Here is an 18,007-nt window from a genome sequence, read left to right as displayed (position 1 = left end):
GGGCCGTTCGTCGGTTCCGCTCTGATCAGGGGTGTCGATCAGAGGTTGCCGCGGCGGTCCTGCTCGCGCTCCAGGGATTCGAAGAGCGCCTTGAAGTTGCCCTTCCCGAAGCCGAGCGAGCCATGCCGCTCGATGAACTCGAAGAACACGGTCGGCCGGTCGCCCTGGGGCTTGGTGAAGATCTGCAGCAGGTAGCCGTCCTCGTCCCGGTCGACCAGGATGCCGCGCTTCTTCAGCTCCTCGACCTCGACCCGGACCTTGCCGATCCGGGCACGGAGCTCCGGGTCGTCGTAGTACGAGTCGGGGGTGGAGAGGAACTCCACGCCGTTGGCCCGCAGGATGTCGACGGTGCTGAGGATGTCGTTGGTGGCGAGCGCCAGGTGCTGGCAGCCCGGGCCGCCGTAGAACTCCAGGTACTCGTCGATCTGCGACTTCTTCTTGGCGATGGCCGGCTCGTTGAGCGGGAACTTCACCCGGTGGTTGCCGCTCGCCACGACCTTGGACATCAGCGCCGAGTAGTCGGTGGCGATGTCGTCGCCGACGAACTCGGCCATGTTCACGAAGCCCATGACCCGGTTGTAGAACGCCACCCACTCGTCCATCTTGCCGAGTTCGACGTTGCCGACGGCGTGGTCCAGCGCCTGGAAGAACCGCTTCGGCTGCCCGGCGGGGCGGGTCACCCGGGTCTCGGCGGCCACGTAGCCCGGCAGGTACGGGCCGTGGTAGCGGGAGCGGTCGATCAGGGAGTGCCGGGTCTCGCCGTAGGTGGCGATCGCGGCGCGGCGCACGGTGCCGTGCTCGTCGGAGACGTCGTTCGGCTCCTCCAGCACGGTGGCGCCCTGGGCGCGGGCGTGCGCGATGCACTTGTCGACGTCCGGCACCTCCAGCGCCAGGTCGACGATGCCGTCGCCGTGCCGGCGGTGGTGGTCCAGCAGTGGGCTGTCCGGGGCGACACCGCCCTTGATCACGAACCGGCAGGAGCCGGAGCGCAGCACGAAGGACTTGCGGTCGCGGCGGCCGTTCTCGGGGCCGGAGTAGGCCACCAGCTCCATGCCGAACACGGCCTGGTAGAAGTGGGCCGTCTGGGTCGCGTTGCCCACCACGAAGACGACGGCGTCCTGGGCGATGACCGGGAACGGGTCCGTGGCGGGGTCGTGCTCGACGAGGCCGACGAGGCGGCGCAGCTGCTCGGCGTCGAGACCGGCCTCGCGTTCCTCAGGGGTCAGCTCAAGGGTGTGGGACTGCGGGGTCATCGGTCGTTCCTCCACATCGAGGCCTCGGCTCTGAGGCATCCGCTTGAGGCGGCCGCGCCGCAGGGGTGGCGGTGCGGCTGAGCGGAGAGCTTGCTCCTGTCTGGGGCGTTGGGCAACAGGTCGGGATTTCACTGTTCAATGTGTACAACGTGATCAGAGAATCCAAGGTCCGGCTGCACAAAGTGCACTGCCGTTCGGGGTGGTTTCACGAGGTCTGCATAACCGGGCCGGAGGGGGCGGGACCGTCAGGGGTGGTGGGGTGGGCGGGGTCGGTGGGGCCCGCAGGGTCGCCGGGGGAGGCGAGCGGGTCGGGGAGGCGGCGCAGGAACCAGTCCCGGGCCAGCTCGGCGACCCGGTCCAGGGTGCCCGGCTCCTCGAACAGGTGGCCGGCGTGCGGCACCAGCACCAGTTCACTCTCGCAGCGCAGCCGTGCCCGCGCCTGCCGGTTCAGGTCGATCACCGCGCCGTCCCGGGCGCCGACGATCAGCAGGGTCGGCGCGGTGGTACGGGCGAGGTCCGCGGTCGCGGCGAGATCCGGTCGCCCGCCCCGGGAGACCACGGCCCGCACGCGGTCGCCCAGCCGGGCCGCCGCCCAGAGCGCGGCGGCGGCGCCGGTGCTGGCGCCGAACAGGCCGAGCGGGAGACCGAGGGTCGCCTGCTGCCGGGGGATCCGCAGGGCCACGGCGGTCAGCCGGGCGCCCAGCAGCTCCACGTCGAACACGTTCCGACGGTCCGGCTCCTCGTCCTCGGTGAGCAGGTCGAACAGCAGCGTGGCCAGGCCCGCCCGGTTGAGGAAGGCGGCCACCTGGCGGTTGCGCGGGCTGTGCCGGCCGCTGCCGCTGCCGTGCGCGAACACCACGACGCCGCTCGCGGCGGCCGGTACGGTCAGCCGGCCCGCCAGCTCGACGCCGTCGGCCGCCAGGGTCAGCTCGCGGTCCACCGCGGCGGTGGCGGGCGGGGGCGCGGCCCTGGCCTCGGCGAGGTGGCGCAGCACCTCGGCGTCCTCGGTCTGCGTGAAGTCGCCGTAGAACTCGCCGATCGCGAAGAACGGGGACGGCGTGCCCACGCAGATCAGTTCGTCGGCGGCCCCGGCGAGCCGGTCCGTCCAGTCCTCGGGTGCCACCGGGACGGCCAGGACCACCCGGGCCGCCCCCCTGGCCCGGACGATCAGGCAGGCCGCCCGGGCGGTGGAGCCGGTGGCGATGCCGTCGTCGACCACGACCACGGTGCGCCCGTGCAGGTCGGCGGGCGGCCGGTCGCCCCGGTAGCGGCGGGCCCGGCGCTCCAGCTCGGCGCGCTCCCGCTCCTCGACCCGGGTCAGCTGCGCGGAGGTGACGCCGGCGAGTCGCAGCACCTGTTCGTTGAGCACCCGGACGCCGTCCTCGCCGATCGCGCCCATGCCCAGCTCGGGCTGGGACGGCACACCGAGCTTGCGGATCACGCAGATGTCGAGCGGGGCGCCCAGGGACGCCGCCACCTCGGCGGCCACGGGCACCCCGCCGCGCGGCAGGGCCACCACGACGGTGTCGGGGCCGCGCAGATGGCTCAGGTGGGCGGCCAGCCGGCGGCCCGCGTCGGTGCGGTCGGTGAAGTGGGTACCGGTGACGTGCATGGCGCGGCCTCCGAGTTCCACCGTACGTCGGCGGGCGGGGCACGTGGGTGGTGGAGGGCGCGGGCGGGGAGGGGGTAACAGCGAACGGGACTCGCCCTGCTGATCACCCTCCCCCTGAAGCGGGGCCGCCGCCCGGCCGAGGGCGCCCGGCGACGCCCTCGGGCGAGGGGCGCGATGCCGCCGGACGAGGGCCGGCTGCGACGGGGGTCAGCTGCGCCCGGGCAGGAGTTCGGTGAGCAGGCCGCGGATGCGCCGGTCGATCTCGTCCCGGATCGGCCGGACCGCGTCGGTGCCCTGCCCGGCCGGATCGTCCAGCGTCCAGTCGAGGTACCTCTTGCCGGGGAAGACGGGGCAGGTGTCGCCGCAGCCCATGGTGATCACCACGTCGGACGCCTGGACGGCTTCCACGGTCAGTACCTTCGGTGTCTCGGCGGAGACGTCGACGCCGACCTCGGCCATCGCCGCGACCACGGCCGGATTCACGGTGGCGGCCGGGGCGGACCCGGCGGAGCGGACCTCGACGCGGTCGCCCGCGCGGTGGGTGAGGAACGCGGCGGCCATCTGTGAGCGGCCGGCGTTGTGGACGCAGACGAACAGGACGGACGGCCTTGACTCAGACACGGGCGGAACCTTCCGGAGTGACGGCCGTTCCGGCCGTCGTGAGGGCGGGCCGGGGAAAGAAGCGGCGGGTGGCCAGGGCGACCTGGACCAGCCCGATCAGCACGGGTACCTCGATGAGGGGCCCGACGACTCCGGCGAGGGCCTGGCCCGAGGTGGCACCGAAGGTGGCGATGGCGACGGCGATGGCCAGCTCGAAGTTGTTGCCCGCGGCGGTGAACGCGAGCGTCGTGGCCTTCGGACAGCCGAGTCCGACCGCGCGGCCGACGGCCATGGACCCGGCCCGCATCACGGCGAAGTACACCAGCAACGGCAGCGCGATCCGGGCGACGTCGAGCGGCTTCGAGGTGATGGCGTCGCCCTGGAGGGCGAAGAGCACGACGATCGTGAACAGCAGCCCGTACAGGGCGAACGGTCCCAGCCGCGGGATCAGCCTGGACTCGTACCAGGCGCGGCCCTTGGCCTGCTCGCCGATCCGGCGGGTGAGGAACCCGGCCAGCAGGGGGATGCCGAGGAAGATCAGGACGCTCCGGGCGATGTCCCAGGTGGAGACGGTCAGCGCGGTCTGTTCCAGGCCGAGCAGGCCCGGGAGCACCGAGAGGTAGAACCAGCCGAGCAGGCTGAACGCGAGCACCTGGAACACGGAGTTCAGGGCGACCAGGACGGCCGCGGCTTCCCGGTGGCCGCAGGCCAGGTCGTTCCAGATGACGACCATGGCGATGCAGCGGGCGAGGCCCACGATGACGAGTCCGGTGCGGTACTCGGGCAGGTCGGGCAGGAAGATCCAGGCGAGCGCGAACATCAGGGCCGGGCCGACGACCCAGTTCAGGACCAGGGACGGGATCAGCAGGCGGCGGTCACGGGTGACGGTGTCCAGGCGGTCGTAGCGGACCTTCGCGAGAACCGGGTACATCATCACCAGCAGGCCGAGCGCGATCGGCAGTGAGACACCGGTGACCGTGACCTTCGCCAGCGCGTCACCCAGGCCGGGGGTGAGGCGCCCGAGGCCCAGGCCGGCCGCCATCGCGACGAGGATCCATACGGCGAGGAAGCGGTCCAGGAAGGACAGCCGTCCGGCGACCCGCCCCGCGGTGGCGGCTTCGGTGCTCATGACGCGGGCCCGGCGGGCTCGGCAGGTTCAGCGGGCTCGGGCAGCGGCTGCTCTGCGGGACGGGTGAGGATCGCGGCGAGGCGGTCGGTCATCTGCGGCAGCAGCCGGTAGTACACCCAGGTCCCGCGCCGCTCGGAGTCGATGAGTCCGGCCTGCTTCAGCAGTTTGAGGTGGTGGGAGATCGTCGGCTGGGACAGGTCGAAGGCCGGGGTGAGGTCGCAGACGCAGACTTCCCCGCCCGCACGGGAGGCGATCATCGACAGCAGCCGCAGACGGACCGGGTCGCCCAGGGCCTTGAACACCTTCGCCAGTCCGTCGGCCTGGTCCTCGTCCAGGGGCGCGGTCAACAGGCCCGGGCAGCATCCGTCGATGTCCTGGCCGAGCACCACGAGCTCTTGTTTCGACATACTTCTATGTTGACGTTTTTCGATCCAGGGCGCAAGGCTGCATCGACAGGCGTCAATTCAGGGTGTTCGGGGGGTGTCATGTCCCGTGTCCGGCTGGCGTTCGACGTCGCCGATGCCGCACCGGCCGCCGGCCCGGTTCGGGCCCCGGTCCGCGCTCGACGGCCGAGCGCGCCGACGAGTCGGGCGGCGGCTTCGCCGCGCTCGGCCATGACGGCGGCGCCCTCGTCCGAGCGGTACCGCCCAGGACACCGGTCGTGCCCGAAGCGGGCGGTCCGACCACCGGCGGTGTCGGACGGCCGTCCCGGACCCCTTGACGGAACCGGGGCTTGGCCCAATCATCATGGTCGCGTCAACTTCGCGGCCATGTCTCGCACTTCACCGGATCCTGAACCGGATCCCGACCCCGATCCGCTCACCGGACCCGCTCCTCGGATCCGCTCGTCGGATCCCCGACCCGAGACCGACCCGGCCCGGGCCGGTCTCCGCCTGCGAGGCGCCGCGCTTCCGTTCTGCCCCACCAGAATCTGGAGCCTCCATTGACCGAGCGCGCCTCGCGGCGATCCCGCCTGCGCCTGTCCGCCCTGTCGACCGGGGCGGTCGTCACACTCGCCGCCGCCCTCTTCGCCCCCGCCGCCATCGCGACCCCCGCGACCCCCGCGGCTCCCGTGACTCTGGCGGCCCCGGGCCCCGGGGCCGCCACCGCCGCCCCCGACATCCCGGTGGCCAACGTCAAGGCCCACCTCGCCCAGCTGCAGTCGATAGCCAACGCCAACGGCGGCAACCGCGCCCACGGCCGGTCCGGCTACAAGGCCTCGATCGACTACGTCAAGGGCAAGCTGGACGCGGCGGGCTTCACCACCACGCTGCAGACCTTCAGTTACAGCGGATCGACCGGCTACAACCTGGTCGCCGACTGGCCGGGCGGCGACACCTCGCACGTCGTGATGGCCGGTGCCCACCTGGACTCGGTCACCGCCGGTCCGGGCATCAACGACAACGGCTCCGGCTCGGCCGGCATCCTGGAGACCGCGCTGGCCGTCTCCCGGGCCGGGCTCAAGCCCGCCAAGCACCTGCGCTTCGGCTGGTGGGGTGCGGAGGAGTACGGCATGGTCGGCTCCCGGAACTACGTCAACAGCCTTCCCGCCAGTGAACGTTCGAAGATCGACAGCTATCTGAACTTCGACATGATCGGCTCGCCCAACCCGGGCTACTTCACCTACCGCTACGACGCCTCGCTGGACGCGCTGTTCCGCGACTACTTCGCGGGCCTCGGCATCAGCACCGAGCAGGACTTCGAGGGCGACGGCCGCTCCGACCACGCCCCGTTCCAGAACGCGGGCATCCGCGTCGGCGGCCTGTTCAGCGGTGCCGACTACACCAAGACCAGTGCTCAGGCGGCGAAGTGGGGCGGTACGGCGGGTCAGCCGTTCGACCGCTGCTACCACTCCTCCTGCGACACCAGCGCCAACGTCAACGACACCGCGCTGGACCGGATGAGCGACGCCATCGCGTACGCGGTCTGGACGCTCGCGGCCGGCGACACCACAACGCCGCCCACCGGCACCGTCTTCGAGAACACCACCGACGTGCAGATCCCGGACAACGGCCCGGCGGTGACCTCCGCCGTCACCGTGACCGGCCGGACCGGCAACGCGCCGGCCGCCCTCCAGGTCGGTGTCGACATCAAGCACACCTGGCGCGGCGACGTGGTGATCGACCTGGTCGCGCCGAACGGCACCACCTTCCGGCTGAAGAACTCCAGCGGCAGCGATTCCGTGCCGAACGTGCAGACCACCTACACGGTGAACGCCTCGGCGGTGCCCGCCAACGGCACCTGGAAGCTCAAGGTCCAGGACGTGGGCCCGCAGGACACCGGCTACATCGACAGCTGGAAGCTCACCTTCTGAAACCTGAAAGCTGAAACGGGCCTTGACGGAAGGGGGTGCCGGCCGCCGCCGGCACCCCCGCCCGCCCTACGGCCGCATCTCGTAGACGTCGGTCGACTCCCTTCGCACATACGGGAAGCCGGTGACGCGCTTGCCGTACGGCGCCCGGTCGTGGGCGTGCGTGACGACCTCGTGCATCGCGTGCTCGCCGATGCCGATGGGAGCCGCGCAGGGGTTGAACTCGCCGACGTCGACGGTGTTGAGTGCGGCGTCGAAGGCGGCCCGGCCGGTGTGCGGCACGTTCTCGGCGCGCACCGGGTAGTCCTCCAGGCGGAACTCGCTGACATGGGAGCCGGATCGGTCGAGTGGATGTCGGCGCCGTGGCGGCGTTCGGAGAGTCCGAACGTCACCACGTGCCCCTCGGACGGTAGTTGGGCGGCGCGTGTCCAGGCCGGGCGGGGCTCAGACGGAGCGGTCAGGGGTGGAGCGGCCACCGGCGGCGAGACGGTGCAGGGTGGCGAGCACGTCGTCCAGCCAGGCGAGGGTCATCCGCTCGTACTCGATGCCGCCGCGGAGCACCACGTGCTGCAACTGCTGCCGGTCGTCGAGGGCGCCCGGCTCGGGGAAGTCGCGCTGCTCGCCGTGCAGGTAGCGGGCGAGCAGGGCGGCGTGGCCCGCGCGGTGCCGCTCGACCTCGGAGATCAGTGCGGCCGGGTCGTCGAAGGCCGCCGCGCGGATCTTGACCGCGAGTTCGTGCCGGACGGTCTCCGCCTCGACCGGCTCCCGGAGCCAGTCGGCCAGCGCCGTCCGGCCGGGAGCGGCCGCCGAGTACACCTTCTTGTCCGGCCGGCCGTCCTGGGCGACCTCCTCGGCCGAGATCCAGCCGTCCGCCTCCATCCGCCGCAGCACCCGGTAGATCTGCTGGTGGGTGGCGGTCCAGAAGCGGCCGATGGAACGGTCGAAGCGCCGGGCCAGTTCGTAGCCCGAGCCCGGCTGCTCCAGTAGTGAGACGAGGATCGCGTGCTCCAGTGCCATGGCCGGCATCCTGCTGTGCAATTAGTTGCATAGGCAATGGTGGCCGGGCGCGGTGAGACGCAGGTCACCGGCGTGATGCGAGGGTTGTCGATCATTTCGGGCGAGCAGGTGCAAAACGTTAGATAAGCGCCAGAATGGGTACGGGGCAAGCGATTCCATGTTCGGACCTAGGAGGTGGTATCGGTGTCTACCCAGATTCCGATGGGCATGGAGCATCACCCGGACATCGTCGAACTGCGGGAACACTACGAGCGGGTCACGTCGACCCCGCGCGCCCAGGGTGTCGAGGCCCTGGCCGTGCTGGCCGGTCTCTTCCTGGCGGCCTCGCCATGGATTGTCGGCTTCACCGCGTTCAACACGCTGACCGTCACCTGCCTGATCGTCGGCCTGGCCTACTGCGTGCTGATGGCCGGGTACGGATCGGCCTACGAGCGGACCCACGCCCGGGCGTGGGCGGCAACGGCGCTCGGCCTCTGGACCATGATCTCCCCCTGGGTGATCTCCGGTTCGGTCGCCCGAGGGAAGAACATCGTCGTCTGCCTGATCGTCGGCGCCGTGATGTTCCTGCTGGGTCTCGCGGCGATCTCGATGGCCACCATGACGGCCAACGGGGCGTCGATGCGGCGTGGCCGGGCCGGCCGGGCCAAGAGCTGAGGCCGGCGAGCGAGTGAAGGGCTGACATCCCCGAACAGCTCGGAGCCCGGGGCGCGGAGCGGCGAGGCCGCCCTCCGCGCCCCGGTGCGCGTCCCGAAGCCGCCTCCTGGGGCCGCCTCCTACGGCCGGGTCATCCGCAGCACGTCCAGCGCCTCGTCCAGCTGCTCCAGGGTGAGCCTGCCCTGCTCGATGTAGCCGCGCTCCAGCACCACCTGACGGATCGTCCTGCGTTCGGCGAGCGCCTGCTTGGCGACCTTCGCCGCCTCCTCGTAGCCGATGTACCGGTTCAGCGGGGTGACCACCGAGGGTGAGGACTCGGCGTACTCGCGGGCCCGTTCGGTGTTGGCGGTGATGCCGTCCACCGTCCGGTCGGCCAGCAGCCGGGCGCTGTTGGCCAGCAGCCGGACCGACTCCAGCACATTGCGGGCGATCACCGGGAGCATCACGTTGAGTTCGAAGTTCCCGCTCGCACCGGCCACCGTGACGGTGGTGTCATTGCCGATCACCTGCGCCGCGACCATCAGCACCACCTCGGGCAGCACCGGGTTCACCTTGCCGGGCATGATCGACGAACCGGGCTGGAGGTCCGGCAGGTTGATCTCGCCGAGGCCGGTGCGCGGTCCGGAGCCCATCCACCGCAGATCGTTCGCGATCTTCGTGAACCCGACCGCGACGGTGCGGAGTTGGCCGCTCAGCTCGACCAGGCCGTCCCGCGCGCCCTGCGCCTCGAAGTGGTCGCGGGCCTCGGTCAGCGGCAGACCGGTGGCGCGGGCCACCTCCTCGATCACGGCCGCGGCGAACCCGGGCGGGGTGTTGATCCCGGTGCCCACCGCCGTGCCGCCGAGCGGCAGTTCGGCGACCCGGGGGAGGGTCGCCAGCAGCCGCTCGCGCCCGTGCCGGACCTGCGCCGCGTACCCGCCGAACTCCTGGCCGAGGGTGACGGGCGTGGCGTCCATCAGGTGCGTCCGGCCGGCCTTGACCACCTGGGCGAACTCCGCCGCCTTGCGCTCCAGCGCCTCCGCGAGGTGCTCCAGCGTCGGCACCAGGTCGTGCGTGACGGCGGCGGTGGCCGCGATGTGGATCGACGACGGGAACACGTCGTTGGAGGACTGGCTCGCGTTGACCTGGTCGTTCGGGTGGACGGGGCGGCCCAGGCGCTCGCCGGCCAGGGTGGCGATCACCTCGTTGGCGTTCATGTTGGACGACGTCCCCGAGCCGGTCTGGAAGACGTCGACCGGGAACTCGGCGTCCCAGCGGCCCTGGGCGACCTCCTCGGCGGCGGCCGCGACCGCCTCCGCCGTCTCCTCGTCCAGCACCCCGAGCCGGGCGTTGACCCGGGCCGCGGCGGCCTTGATCCGGGCCAGCGCCGCGATGTGCGCCCGCTCCAGACGCTGGCCCGACACCGGGAAGTTCTCCACCGCCCGCTGTGTCTGCGCCTGCCACTTGGCGGCGGCCGGTACCCGTACCTCGCCCATCGAGTCGTGCTCGGTCCGGTACTCCTGCTCGTCACCCATCACGCGCTGCACCTCCTGATCGGCCACTGAACGGCTTCCGATCACGACAGCCGCGCGCGGGCCCCGGGTATTTCCGGACGTCCGCCCCGGACGCCCGCCCCCGCGTTCCGCCCCTGGGCCGGTCCTACCGCAGCTCGGTACGGACGACCTCGCCCGGCTCGGCACCCGCCTGGACGACCAGCGCGCCGCCCGGGGCCCAGACACCCGAACCGCCGGAGGTCCGCGGGTACGTGCCGCTGGCCCCCGCCGTGGTGGCCAGCACGCCCCACACCCCGTGGGCGGCGGCCCGGTCGCGCAGCTGGCTCTCCCGGCGCGCCACCGCCTCGGGCGCGTCGCCGTACAGCGTGGAGGCCACATAGGCGTCGATGCCCAGCGCGGCGGTCCGCTCGGCGTGCGGGGGTTCCGCGGCGTCGGCGCAGATCGCCAGCCCGAGCCGCCAGCCGTCCAGCTCCAGGACGACGGGCCTCCCGCCGCAGGAGAACCGGTCGGCCTCGGACCCGTGGAGGTACATCTTCCGGTAGACGACGGCGGCGCCCGCGCCGGTGACGGCCAGGGTGCCGATGTACTCGCGGCCGTCGGCATCGGCCACGGGCGCGCCGACCAGTGCGGTGGCACCGGTCCCGGCGCAGGCCGCGACCAGCGGCGCCAGCCGGGCGTCGTCCGGGCCGACGGCGGGCGCGGCCAGGTCGTAGCCGGTCAGCGACAGCTCCGGGAAGACCACCAGCCGTGTCCCGGCCTCCCGTACGGCGGCGGCGTGCCGTTCGGCGTTCACGGCCACGGTGTCCGGCCGGGCGGCCTCGGCGGCGGTGGGCTGGACGACGGCGACGGTCAGGGGAGCGGGCACGACGGGGCCTCCGGAGCGATCGGGCAGGGCGGGCGATCAAGGCCAACCTAGGCGGCGCCCTCAGCCACGGACAACCCCGGTGGACGGCGTTGCCGGACCGCCCTACTCCGCGGCCCGCGTCCGCCGCCGCCCCCAAATGTGCACCCGATCGGGTGATGGTGGCAGCCGTTCCGGTCATACCGGCGAACACCGATTCGTACGCTCCTGCGAAGACCGGCGTACGCCGGCACGCCAGGGGCCGGGCGATCACCATGCAGGGGGCGGACACGATGACCACAGCACGACGGCCGGAGCACCAGGTCGGTCAGCACCAGGCCGCACAACACCAGGCCGCACAACACCGGACCGAGCGGGACCGGACCGACCAGGACCACCGGGCGGGCCTGAGCCGGCGGCAGCTTCTCGGCGCCTCCGCGGCGCTCGGCGGAGCGGCGTGGCTGCTGCGCGGCACCGTCGGACCGGACGATGCCGAGGCGAGCACGCCTGTCCCATCCGGTCTGCCCGCCGGCACCGAGCTCTACCAGCGGGTCTACCAGAACTGGTCCGGCGAGATCCGAACCGACCAGCTCTGGACCTGCGCCCCGCGCACCCCCGAGGAGGTCCCCGCCCTCGCCGACTGGGCGCACGCCAACGGCTGGCGGCTGCGGGCCCAGGGCCGCCGGCACGGCTGGTCCCCGCTCACCGTGGCCGCCGGCACCCCCGAGGCCGCCCGCGTCCTGCTGCTGGACACCGGCCGCCACCTCACGGCGATCGCCGCCGACTCCCCGGGCACCGTCCGGGTCCAGACCGGCGCCACCATGGAGGACCTGCTCGCCCACCTGGCCACCCGCGGCCTCGGCCTCACCGCCGTGCCCGCCCCCGGCGAGCTGACCGTCGGGGGCGTTCTCGCCGTCGGCGGCCACGGCACCGCCGTCCCCGCGGCCGGCGAGACCCGCCCCGACGGCCACGGCTACGGCTCGCTCAGCAACCAGGTCACCCGGCTCACCGCCGTCGTCCACGACCCGGCCACCGGCCGCTACACCCTGCGCACCTTCGACCGGGCCGAGGCCGACAGCGCCGCCTTCCTGGTCCACCTCGGCCGGGCCTTCGTCACCGAGGTCGTGCTCCGCGCCGGCGCCGACCGGCCGCTGCGCTGCGTCAGCCGGCTGGACATCCCGGCGAGCGAACTCTTCGCCCGCCCGGGCGCCGCCGGCCGCCCCCGTACCTTCGCCGACTTCGTCGAGCGGGACGGGCGTGCCGAGGCGATCTGGTTCGCCTACACCGACTACCCCTGGCTGAAGACCTGGAGCGTCACCCCGAACCGCCCGTTCGCCGCGCGCACCGTCGCCGAGCCCTACAACTACCCCTTCTCGGACAGCATTCCGGAGCCGGTCGCCCGGCTGGCCGGCGAACTCGTCGCCGGTACCTGGGGATCGGCCCCGCTCTTCGGTCAACTCCAGTACCTCATCGCCAAGGTGGCCCTCACCGGCGACATCACCGACGTCCTGCTCTCCGGCGGACTGCTCCGTGACCTGCTCAGCGGGGAACTCCTCACCCACCTGCTCGCCGACGGCCTGCGTTCCGACCTCTGGGGCCCCTCGCGCACCCTGCTGCAGTACGTCCGCCCGACCACCCTGCGGGTCACCGCCAACGGCTACGCCGTCCTCGCCCGGCGCGCCGACCTCCAGTGGGTCGTCAGCGAATTCACCGCCCACTACCGGCAGTTGCTCGCCGAATACCAGGCGCGTGGGGAGTTCCCGGTGAACGGCGCGGTGGAGATCCGGGTCACCGGGCTGGACGACCCGGCCTGGTGCGGTGTGCCCGGCGCCCGGCCGCCGCTGCTCTCCGCGCTGCGCCCGCGCCCCGACCGCCCCGAGTGGGACACCGCCGTCTGGCTCGACGTGCTCAGCCTCCCCGGCACCCCCGGGCTGCACCGCTTCTGCCGCGACCTGGAGCAGTACCTGTTGCGCACCTTCGACGGCACCCGGGCCGGCCTGCGCGTCGAGTGGTCCAAGGGCTGGGCCTACACCGCCGACGCGGCCTGGGCCGACCCGGACGTGCTCGGCCGGGTCATCCCCGCCGGCCACCGCGAGGGCGGCGGGCCCGGCTGGGACGAGGCGGTCGCCGTGCTGGACCGCCACGACCCGTACCGGGTGTTCGGCAACGCCTTCCTGGACGGCCTGCTGAGCGGCTGAGCGGCTGAGCAACTGAGCAACTGAGCGGCGGGTCGGCGGACCGGGCCGACCCGCCGACCGCCCCGGCCGGCCGGCGGCCCGCTCAGACGTGCTCCATCACGATCACCGCCAGGGTGCCCGGCTCCAGGGCGCGGAACACGTGCGCGGCGTCGCCCGGGTAGCTGACGTAGTCGCCCGGGCCCAGCTCCACCGGGGCGTCCGACGGCCCGGCCAGCGCCCGCCCCGCGCCGAGCAGCACATGCTCCACCGTGCCGGGCATGTGCGGGTCGGAGGCCCGGGTCTCGCCCGGCTGCGCCTCGATCCGGTAGATGTCGCGTCGGGCGTTCGGCGGGCAGGAGGCCAGCAGCGTGGCCGCGTAGTCGGCCCGCTCCGAGTGGGTGACCGGCCCCTCGCCGGCCCGGATCACCCGGACCACCGGTCGCGGTGGGTCGACCAGTCGGCTGAACGGCACGTCCAGCGCGACACCGAGCGCCCAGAGCGTCTCCACGCTGGGGTTGCCCACGCCCGACTCCAGTTGGGAGAGCGTGGACTTGGCTATCCCGGCGCGCCGGGCCAGCTCGGCCATCGACAGGCCGCCGCGCTCGCGCTCGCGCCGGATCGACGCCGCGATCAGCCCGATCAGATCCGATCCCGAGCCGGCGGGGGAGGTGTTGCCGCTGCTGCCCGCGCTCATGCGTTCGCTCCACAGGTCCAGGCGTTCGTCTTGACGAACGACGGTCATGGGGTTCACTCTACTGGACATGCGTTCGATGATCCGAACACTGGAGCGTGCCACGCTCCGTGACATCGCTCTGGTCTGCCTCGCCGACGCGCTCGTCGGCGCCTCCTTCGGCGCGATCAGCGTCTCCGGCGGCCTGCCTCTCTGGGTGCCGGTCGCCATGTCCCTGCTCGTCTTCGCCGGCGGCGCCCAGTTCGCGGCCGTCGGCGTGGTCCTCTCGGGCGGCGGCGCGCTGGCCGCCGTCGCGACCGGCCTGGTGCTCAACGCGCGCCTGCTGCCGTTCGGCTTCACCGTCGCCGACGTGTTCGACGGCCCCCGGTGGCGGCGGCTGGTCGGCGCGCAGGTGATGACCGACGAGTCGGTCGCCTTCGCCCTGCTCCAGCCCGACCGTCGCCGACGGCGGGCCGCGTTCTGGCTCTGCGGGCTCGCGCTGTTCGCGGTCTGGAACGTCGCCGTCGTGCTCGGCGCGGCGGCCGGTGGCCTGATCGGCGACACCGACGCGCTCGGACTCGACGCCGCCTTCCCGGCCGTCCTGCTCGCCCTCGTCCTGCCCTCGCTCGCCGACCGCCGCACCCGCGCCGCCGCCCTGTTCGGTGCCGTCCTGGCCGTCGCCGCCACGCCGTTCCTGCCGGCCGGTCTGCCCGTGCTGCTCTCCCTCCTCGGGCTGCTGCTCGCCGGACGGCCCAAGGCGCCGAGCGCGGACCTGGCGGCGGGTCCGGCCGGGGACGCGGCTGTGGCCGCGGACGCCGTGTCGGCCGTGGACGCCGAGCCGGTCGCGGACACCCGCCCGGACCCGGACCGACGGCCCGCCAGGGACCCGCTCGTCCGAAACCGGCCCGAACCCCTGACCGAGGAGGTCCGCTGATGTCCCTGCTCGCCATCCTCCTGCTGGCCGCCGGCACCTACGCCTTCCGCGTCGCCGGGCCCACGCTCGGCCACCGGCTCACCATCTCCGACCGGCTGCGCCACCTGCTCGCCGTCGCCGCCGCCGTCCTGCTGGTCGCCCTGGTCGCGACCGGCGCGCTCACCCAGGGCCACGGCTTCGCCGGCTGGGCCCGCCCGGCCGGCGTCCTGGTCGCCGGGGTGCTGGCGCTGCGCCGCGCGCCCTTCCCCGTCGTCGTGGTCGCGGGCGCGGCGACGACGGCGCTGCTCCGGCTCTGCGGGGTCGCCTGACGGAGTCCCGGGCCCGTCGCCGAGCCGCCTCGAAGGCGGCGCACTCGCGTCTTCCCGGCTACCCTGCCGGAGTGTCTGATCGAGAAGGCTATCGCCGTCGCTCTGCCCGTGTGGTGCTGGTCGACGAGGCGGACCGGGTGCTACTGCTGAAGTTCCATGTCGATCCGGACGACCCCGAGGGTGGCCACGGCTGGTGCACCCCTGGCGGGGGCGTGGAGGGCGACGAGAGCCTGGCCGAGGCGGCGGCCCGGGAACTGCGTGAGGAGACGGGGCTGTCCGTCGACGCGGAGGCTCTCGGGCCAAAGGTCGCGGAGACGTCCGGGTATGCGGACCTCGGGTGGGCCGAGGGCGTTTTCCAGGACGACTTCTTTCACTGTCGGGTCACGGCCCACCAGGTCGATGTCGGTGGGCAGGAAGCGCATGAGCGCAAACACCATGCGGGGTACCGCTGGTGGACACTGAATGAGCTCGCTGCCGGCAGCGACACCATCTACCCCCTCGGTCTCGTCGAGCTGGCCGCTGAGCTCGTCGCCGGGCGTATTCCTGCTGAGCCGGTTCGGCTGCCCTGGCATCACTGATGGTCTGAGCCCCGGGCTCGGTCGGGGGCCCGTCGTGTTCAGCCGGTGGTGCCGTCGGTCAGGCGCTCCCGCTGGATCTCGGGCCGCTCGCTGTCCCAGAGCAGCTCCCACACCGTGAACTCGCAGTGGTAGTCGCGCATGCTGCCCTGACAGATCAGCAGATAGGTGTCGCCGTCGCGGAGCAGGGTGCGCCGGCGGCTGTTGAACGGGTGCTGCGGGGTGTACGCCGGGACGAGCCGCTTCAGCTCGGCGAGCGCCTCCGCGCGGGTGCCCTCGACCTCGGCGAGCACCTTGGGGCCCCAGATCCGGTCGTTGCCGAGGCCCTCGGTCTCCTGGACGACCAGTGCCCAGCGCGCCATGTCCCACCCCTTGCCCGGCTCCCGAAAAGGATCATCGTACCGACGTGGACCGCGGCGCGGGCTACGGTGCCGCAGGGGTCAGCGACTTGAAGAAGATGGTGGTCGGGTGCGCTACGCCCGCCGGGTCGGTGGCGTAGTCGGGCACGATGCCGACCCGCGTCCAGCCCGCGGCCTCGTACATCCGCTCGGCCGGGCTCCCGGTCTGGGTGTCCAGCACCAGCAGCCGGATGCCGAGGTCGGCGGCGGCGAACTCCAGGGCGGCCAGCAGGTATCCGGCCAGGCGCTTGCCGCGGTCCGCTTGGTCCACCATCAGCTTGGAGACCTCCGCCCGGTGCCGGCCGTTGGCGGAGGCCGCCGGGCGCAGCTGCACGGTGCCGGCGATCAGGCCGTCGGCGTCCCTCCGGGCCGTCCACAGCAGCAGCCGCCCGGCCTCGACGTCCGGCGCCAGGGCCCGCCACCACGCGGCCGCCTCGGCGGGGTCGAGCGGGGAGAGGAAGCCGAGCGAGGCACCGGCCCCGACGGTGTCCACCAGCAGCCCGGCGAGCGGCACGGCCGAGTCCAGCAGCTCGTCCGCCGTCACCCTGCTGATCGTGTACATGGTCACTCCTTCGCTCCCCGCCCGCCCGAACCCTGCGGCGTGCGGAATACTCGCCGGTACCCCGCCGAGACTACAAGGAGCTTCAATGACGAAGCCGACCCGGATCGACCCGGCCGACCTGCTCGCCGTCGGCGACCTGCTCACCGACGAGGAGCGGCTGATCCGCGACACCGTACGGAAGTTCGCCGACGAGCGGATCCGCCCGCACATCGGCGACTGGTTCGAGCGCGGCGTCTTCCCGGCCCGCGAACTCGCCCCCGAACTGGGCGCCCTCGGGGTGCTCGGCATGCACCTGGACGGCTACGGCTGCACCGGCTCCGGCGCCGTCGCCTACGGGGTCGCCTGCATGGAGCTGGAGGCCGCCGACTCCGGGCTGCGCAGCTTCGTCTCCGTCCAGGGCTCGCTGGCGATGCGTTCGATCCACGCCTTCGGCTCGGAGGAGCAGAAGCAGCGCTGGCTGCCCGGCATGGCCGCCGGCCGGCTGATCGGCTGCTTCGGCCTCACCGAACCGGACGTCGGCTCGGACCCCGCCGCCATGCGCACCCGGGCCCGCCGCAAGGGCGGCGACTGGGTGCTCTCCGGCGGCAAGATGTGGATCACCAACGGCGGGATCGCGGACGTCGCCGTCGTCTGGGCGCAGACCGACGAGGGCGTCCGCGGCTTCCTGGTAGAGCCCGGCACCCCCGGCTTCACCACCCGCGACGTGCCCGGCAAGCTCTCCCTGCGCGCCTCCGTGACCAGCGAACTCGTCTTCGACGAGGTCGTCCTGCCCGCCGACGCCGTGCTGCCGGGCGTCAGCGGCCTGCGCGGACCGCTGTCCTCCCTGGGCGAGGCCCGCTACGGCATCCTCTGGGGCACCGTCGGCGCCGCCCGCGACTGCTACACCGCCGCGCTCGACTACGCCAGGAGCCGGGTCCAGTTCGACCGCCCGATCGCCGGCTTCCAGCTCACCCAGCAGAAGCTGGTCGAGATGATGCTGGAGGTGGAGAAGGCCTACCTGGTCGCCCTGCGGATCGGCCGGCTCAAGGACGAGGGCGCGGCCCGCCCGGCGCACATCAGCTTCGGCAAGCTCAACAACGTGCGCGCCGCGCTGGAGATCGCCCGCAGCGCCCGGACGATCCTCGGCGCCAACGGCATCACCACCGCGTACCCCGTGCTGCGGCACGCCAACAACCTGGAGTCGGTGCTCACCTACGAGGGGACGAGCGAGATCCACACCCTCGTCCTCGGCGAGGCCATCACCGGCGAGGCCGCCTACCGCTGACGCCCCCTCGTCGCCCCGGAGGGCCCGCGCCGGCCCGCCGCACCGGCGCCCGCCCCGGTCGGTGCGGGCCAGGCCGGTGCCGGCCCCTCGGGACGTCCGACGCCGCCCGGACACCCCTCGTTCCCCTCCGCTCCACCTGCCGGTACGCGACGCCGTGGACCATGACGCGGTCGGCGGCGCCCGCGGGGTGCGGCCGGATGCGCACCACC

General features: G+C 73.0%; 18 protein-coding genes and 1 pseudogene. 7 read left to right on the top strand and 12 right to left on the bottom strand.

All coding sequences use genetic code 11. The features are described 5' to 3' along the window. Positions 1–38: 38 nt before the first annotated feature. The 5 genes from hppD to ACIP82_RS01915 all read right to left on the bottom strand — a co-directional run bounded on the left by hppD (position 39) and on the right by ACIP82_RS01915 (position 5,001). Positions 39–1,253 carry a 4-hydroxyphenylpyruvate dioxygenase gene (gene hppD, locus ACIP82_RS01935; protein ID WP_363604572.1) on the bottom strand — a complete coding sequence of 405 codons (1,215 nt, stop codon included), beginning with the start codon at positions 1,251–1,253 and terminating at the stop codon, positions 39–41. Between the two features lie 205 nt (positions 1,254–1,458). Continuing rightward, entirely contained in the window at positions 1,459–2,865 is a 1,407-nt protein-coding gene (locus ACIP82_RS01930; RefSeq protein WP_400649802.1) for an alpha/beta family hydrolase, read from the bottom strand. Positions 2,866–3,072: 207 nt separating this feature from the next. Then, complete coding sequence (locus ACIP82_RS01925; protein WP_400649800.1) at positions 3,073–3,486, bottom strand: arsenate reductase ArsC; 414 nt, start codon at positions 3,484–3,486, stop codon at positions 3,073–3,075. Beyond that, a complete protein-coding gene (arsB, locus tag ACIP82_RS01920) occupies positions 3,479–4,594 on the bottom strand; it encodes an ACR3 family arsenite efflux transporter (protein ID WP_400649797.1) in 1,116 nt (371 codons plus the stop codon). Before arsB ends, ACIP82_RS01925 begins: the two co-directional genes overlap by 8 nt. Further along, on the bottom strand, positions 4,591–5,001 hold the full coding sequence (locus ACIP82_RS01915; protein ID WP_400649794.1) for an ArsR/SmtB family transcription factor: 411 nt from the start codon (positions 4,999–5,001) through the stop codon (positions 4,591–4,593). The genes arsB and ACIP82_RS01915 overlap by 4 nt, the downstream gene beginning before the upstream one ends. 635 nt (positions 5,002–5,636) lie before the next feature. Here ACIP82_RS01915 and ACIP82_RS01910 point away from each other — a divergent pair. Next, on the top strand, positions 5,637–6,908 hold the full coding sequence (locus ACIP82_RS01910; protein WP_400650319.1) for a M28 family metallopeptidase: 1,272 nt from the start codon (positions 5,637–5,639) through the stop codon (positions 6,906–6,908). 81 nt (positions 6,909–6,989) lie between these two features. Here ACIP82_RS01910 and ACIP82_RS01905 read toward each other — a convergent pair. Next, a pseudogene (locus ACIP82_RS01905) lies at positions 6,990–7,354 on the bottom strand (hypothetical protein); the annotation flags it as partial. Beyond that, a complete protein-coding gene (locus ACIP82_RS01900; RefSeq protein ID WP_363604580.1) occupies positions 7,350–7,922 on the bottom strand; it encodes a PadR family transcriptional regulator in 573 nt (190 codons plus the stop codon). The pseudogene ACIP82_RS01905 and the gene ACIP82_RS01900, both read right to left, overlap by 5 nt. Positions 7,923–8,105: 183 nt before the next feature. Between ACIP82_RS01900 and ACIP82_RS01895 the strand changes: the two genes are divergently transcribed. After that, the gene (locus tag ACIP82_RS01895) at positions 8,106–8,576 is read left to right on the top strand and encodes an SPW repeat protein (RefSeq protein ID WP_363604581.1); all 471 of its coding nucleotides are present in this window, start codon (positions 8,106–8,108) and stop codon (positions 8,574–8,576) included. 119 nt (positions 8,577–8,695) lie between these two features. Here the strand turns inward: ACIP82_RS01895 and ACIP82_RS01890 are convergent, their stop codons facing one another. Both ACIP82_RS01890 and ACIP82_RS01885 read right to left on the bottom strand, forming a co-directional pair. Continuing rightward, entirely contained in the window at positions 8,696–10,090 is a 1,395-nt protein-coding gene (locus ACIP82_RS01890; protein WP_400649789.1) for a class II fumarate hydratase, read from the bottom strand. A 124-nt stretch (positions 10,091–10,214) separates the two neighbouring features. Continuing rightward, the gene (locus tag ACIP82_RS01885; protein ID WP_400649786.1) at positions 10,215–10,934 is read right to left on the bottom strand and encodes a carbon-nitrogen hydrolase family protein; all 720 of its coding nucleotides are present in this window, start codon (positions 10,932–10,934) and stop codon (positions 10,215–10,217) included. 269 nt (positions 10,935–11,203) lie between these two features. On the opposite strand from ACIP82_RS01885, the gene ACIP82_RS01880 reads away from it, so the two are divergent. Beyond that, complete coding sequence (locus ACIP82_RS01880; protein WP_400649784.1) at positions 11,204–13,108, top strand: cholesterol oxidase substrate-binding domain-containing protein; 1,905 nt, start codon at positions 11,204–11,206, stop codon at positions 13,106–13,108. A gap of 82 nt (positions 13,109–13,190) precedes the next feature. Here ACIP82_RS01880 and ACIP82_RS01875 read toward each other — a convergent pair whose 3' ends face one another. After that, on the bottom strand, positions 13,191–13,781 hold the full coding sequence (locus ACIP82_RS01875) for a helix-turn-helix domain-containing protein (protein ID WP_400650317.1): 591 nt from the start codon (positions 13,779–13,781) through the stop codon (positions 13,191–13,193). A gap of 67 nt (positions 13,782–13,848) precedes the next feature. Between ACIP82_RS01875 and ACIP82_RS01870 the strand changes: the two genes are divergently transcribed. The 3 genes from ACIP82_RS01870 (at position 13,849) to ACIP82_RS01860 (ending at position 15,577) form a co-directional block, all read left to right on the top strand. Beyond that, positions 13,849–14,691, top strand: coding sequence for an AzlC family ABC transporter permease (locus ACIP82_RS01870; protein WP_363604587.1), 843 nt, complete (start codon positions 13,849–13,851; stop codon positions 14,689–14,691). Next, positions 14,691–14,999 (top strand): AzlD domain-containing protein, encoded by a 309-nt coding sequence (locus ACIP82_RS01865; protein WP_363604588.1) that lies wholly within the window; start codon positions 14,691–14,693, stop codon positions 14,997–14,999. Before ACIP82_RS01870 ends, ACIP82_RS01865 begins: the two co-directional genes overlap by 1 nt. A gap of 71 nt (positions 15,000–15,070) precedes the next feature. After that, positions 15,071–15,577 (top strand): NUDIX hydrolase, encoded by a 507-nt coding sequence (locus ACIP82_RS01860; protein WP_400649780.1) that lies wholly within the window; start codon positions 15,071–15,073, stop codon positions 15,575–15,577. 38 nt (positions 15,578–15,615) lie between these two features. On the opposite strand, the gene ACIP82_RS01855 is transcribed toward ACIP82_RS01860, so the two are convergent. Continuing rightward, on the bottom strand, positions 15,616–15,936 hold the full coding sequence (locus tag ACIP82_RS01855; protein ID WP_363604591.1) for a hypothetical protein: 321 nt from the start codon (positions 15,934–15,936) through the stop codon (positions 15,616–15,618). Between the two features lie 61 nt (positions 15,937–15,997). Then, complete coding sequence (locus ACIP82_RS01850) at positions 15,998–16,534, bottom strand: GNAT family N-acetyltransferase (protein WP_363604592.1); 537 nt, start codon at positions 16,532–16,534, stop codon at positions 15,998–16,000. A gap of 85 nt (positions 16,535–16,619) precedes the next feature. On the opposite strand from ACIP82_RS01850, the gene ACIP82_RS01845 reads away from it, so the two are divergent. After that, positions 16,620–17,798, top strand: coding sequence for an acyl-CoA dehydrogenase family protein (locus ACIP82_RS01845; RefSeq protein ID WP_400649776.1), 1,179 nt, complete (start codon positions 16,620–16,622; stop codon positions 17,796–17,798). The last annotated feature ends 209 nt before the right edge of the window (positions 17,799–18,007 follow it).

It is taken from the genome of Kitasatospora sp. NPDC088548 (assembly GCF_044753005.1).
Taxonomy (GTDB): domain Bacteria; phylum Actinomycetota; class Actinomycetes; order Streptomycetales; family Streptomycetaceae; genus Kitasatospora.
This window is presented reverse-complemented; position numbering and strand designations above follow the sequence as displayed.